Annotated in this window: 4 protein-coding genes; 3 read left to right on the plus strand and 1 reads right to left on the minus strand. The window is 35.3% G+C overall.

Going from position 1 to position 2,950, the window contains the following annotated elements:
- Together AC06OU_RS06685 and AC06OU_RS06690 are read left to right on the plus strand one after the other, a co-directional pair.
- A partial coding sequence (locus AC06OU_RS06685) for a TRAP transporter large permease subunit (RefSeq protein ID WP_475854829.1) occupies nucleotides 1-336 on the plus strand: 336 nt, incomplete at its 5' end.
- A 258-nt stretch (nucleotides 337-594) separates the two neighbouring features.
- Nucleotides 595-2,076 (plus strand): methyl-accepting chemotaxis protein, encoded by a 1,482-nt coding sequence (locus AC06OU_RS06690; protein WP_475854830.1) that lies wholly within the window; start codon nucleotides 595-597, stop codon nucleotides 2,074-2,076.
- 136 nt (nucleotides 2,077-2,212) lie between these two features.
- Here AC06OU_RS06690 and AC06OU_RS06695 read toward each other — a convergent pair whose 3' ends face one another.
- On the minus strand, nucleotides 2,213-2,374 hold the full coding sequence (locus AC06OU_RS06695) for a hypothetical protein (protein ID WP_475854833.1): 162 nt from the start codon (nucleotides 2,372-2,374) through the stop codon (nucleotides 2,213-2,215).
- A 240-nt stretch (nucleotides 2,375-2,614) separates the two neighbouring features.
- On the opposite strand from AC06OU_RS06695, the gene AC06OU_RS06700 reads away from it, so the two are divergent.
- Nucleotides 2,615-2,950 (plus strand): PadR family transcriptional regulator (locus AC06OU_RS06700; RefSeq protein WP_475854831.1); only part of this gene is annotated, 336 nt, incomplete at its 3' end.

A 2,950-nucleotide genomic window follows, 5' to 3' on the forward strand; every position in this document is an offset into this window, starting at 1 on the left:
AAATGGACATTCTTAATAATTGTAAGCGTTTTATTTTTCATTCTTGGAATGTTCTTAGAACCAACTGCTATTATATTAATCACTCTTCCTATCCTTCTACCGATTATTACAACATTGGATATCAACGTGATCCACTTTGCAATCATCATGGTAGTAAACATGGAACTCGGTATGATCACTCCACCTGTAGGATTGAATCTCTTCGTGGTAAGTGCCATATCAAAGGAAAAAGTCGACAGGGTAATAAAAGGTGTCGTCCCGTTCTTCGCAATCTTTGCGATAGTACTTGTCATCATTATTATTTTCCCAGAAATTTCGTTATTTCTTACAAGGTGATTTTTGGAAGGGTCTAGGGTAGTGTATCTATCCTTGTAACAAACAATTCATTTAAGAAGTAGTCAGGATATCTCCTGGCTACTTTTTTTGTATCTACCAGAAACCTCACACTAACTATATAACCATAAAAAATTGAAATAATACAAATAAATAGTACAAAAACACCATGAATTTTTACCTATATATGCTATTATTATGATATGGAAATTTTCAAACAACTTTTAAAATACTACTTATAACAAATGGAGGAAAATATCGATGCAAAAGGCACCATTCTCTTTTAATCTTCAAAAGGTTCATCAGTTAAATTTAAAAATTACGTGTTTCTTGGTCATACTAGTCTTACTTCCCATATTCTCAACTCATGGATTTATTGATTCAAAAAACTATATTTTTACTGGTGTCCTTGTTATTGCGTTGGCATGCTTAAATTATTTTTTGAAGCTTCCCCATTTGGTGAAGGCAATTTTATTTGCAACCTTAAATGGCACAGTAGTATTTGCCTTATTCATATTAGACGGCTATGGAATAACCAAGCACTACTTACTTTTCATAACAATTGTGATGGCAGCCGTTTATTTTGAACGAAAAGTATTAATAGTCTATGGCCTTATTTTTAACGTTTATCTCATACTACTTTACGTTTTAGTACCCGATAAATTCTTAGGGGTAAATAACACATTCGCTTATTTCCTTACCACATTCTTTATTTTTAACGGAATTTTATATATGTTAAATAAGTTAAGCGAGTGGGGTGGAGAATTAGTTTCCGAATCGCAAAAGGGTGAGCAAAAGGCCAATAAGCTACTAGAAGAAACAAAGCAATTAGTAATTATGATCGAAAAAAGCGCTCATACTTTAGAAGCGGAAACAGAGGAAGTCAAAAATACATCAAATTCGTTAGCCTCTGTGAGTAATACAATTTTAGACTCCACACAACAAATTGCCGAGTCTATTCAAAGTGAGGCAGAAATGATTTTTGCAATGCATAATGTAATGCATGATTCAAAATCAGAGCTTTCGCAAACTGTGGAATTATCCCAAGAGGCAATGGAACATTCACAAAAAGTAAACGAGCAATTATCAAGAAATACTGAAAGCGTGGAACAGGTGACGAAGCATATGGGTGTATTAAGTGATTCCATGGGTATGACGGTTACTACAATGGATGAATTACAACATAGTTTACAGAGGGTGAATGATTTACTAGAGGGCATTAAAAGCGTTGCTGACCAAACGAACTTATTGGCACTGAATGCAGCTATCGAAGCCGCTCGTGCAGGTGAACATGGGAAAGGCTTTGCAGTGGTGGCAGATGAGGTTAGAAAGTTAGCAGAAGAAAGTGCAGTAACAGCAGCTAAAATTACAGATGTTACAACCCTGCTTTTCACCAAATCAGCTGCTGCTCAGGAGCAATCACTTCATGGACAAACAGCAGCTATGGAAGGACACAAATTATTAGCTGATATTTCAGCAGCCTTTAACAACGTCAAGGTATCAAGTGACATTTCACATACAAATGTGAAGGAGAGTGTACTGGCAATCGATAAAGTGAATGATCAGTTCACACAATTATTAGGGGAAGTTGATATGCTTTCGGCAGCATCCCAGCAAAACAGTGCAGCAACAGAAGAAATTGTCTCTTCCATCTTTGAAGAAAATAAATTACTAGAATCCATTGGTGAAGCAACAGCAAAACTTCATACTTTAAACTATGAGCTAATAAATCTAACAAAATAATTCTTTAGACAGCATTTCAAATTCTTTTGGAATGCTGTTTTTTTGTAGAAACAGGTACTAAGCTTTTCTGTACGTTAGTAATGTGGAAGTAAAAATAAGCCGAACTTTAATTGACGGCTTACATTTATTAAATAAACTACTGTCTCTTTTCAACAAACAACAAAATTAGTGTTGCCAATGGACCTAATATAAGAGAAAGAAAAAACCAATTTAACCCCGTTCTATTCTTTCCTTGTGCAAGGCCAGCGTTCATCATCGCCAAAGACCCCCAACCTTCGAAGTATTGATTATCCATCATCTGCCCCCTCCCCCTAATGTTACCTCTTTAACGTACAACATTATTGCTCTGTAATTCAACTACTTTTTATGAATATTCGTCAGGTTCATTCCTTCTTTGTGTTGAAAACGAACAGTTGATGGTTTTAATACTGTCTGATTCTTTTGGAAATTTCATCATTAATACCTTGACACTCGATATATTGAACCATATACTATGACTAACGATATATCGAGTATCGATATAAAAAGAGGTGATTGAATGCAACCCCTATCCGAGTCCACCTATTTAGTTTTATTGGCTTTAACTAAAGAGCCGCTGCATGGCTACGGAATTATCAAGAACATCGAACAATATAGTGATGGAGAAATTGTTTTAGCGCCTGGTACTTTGTATGGTGTGCTGACTAATTTGCAAAAGCAGAAGCTCATTGAACTAGTGACAGCTGAAAAAGAGAGCAGGCAAAAGAAGATATATCGACTTACTTACGAAGGTCACACTAGTTTTAGCCTTGAATACGAACGTATAAAAAAGATGCTGACAATCAGCAATGATATTTTGAAAGGTGCGAAACAAGATGAAGACGATAAAGAAATT

This window comes from Psychrobacillus sp. (assembly GCF_056205495.1).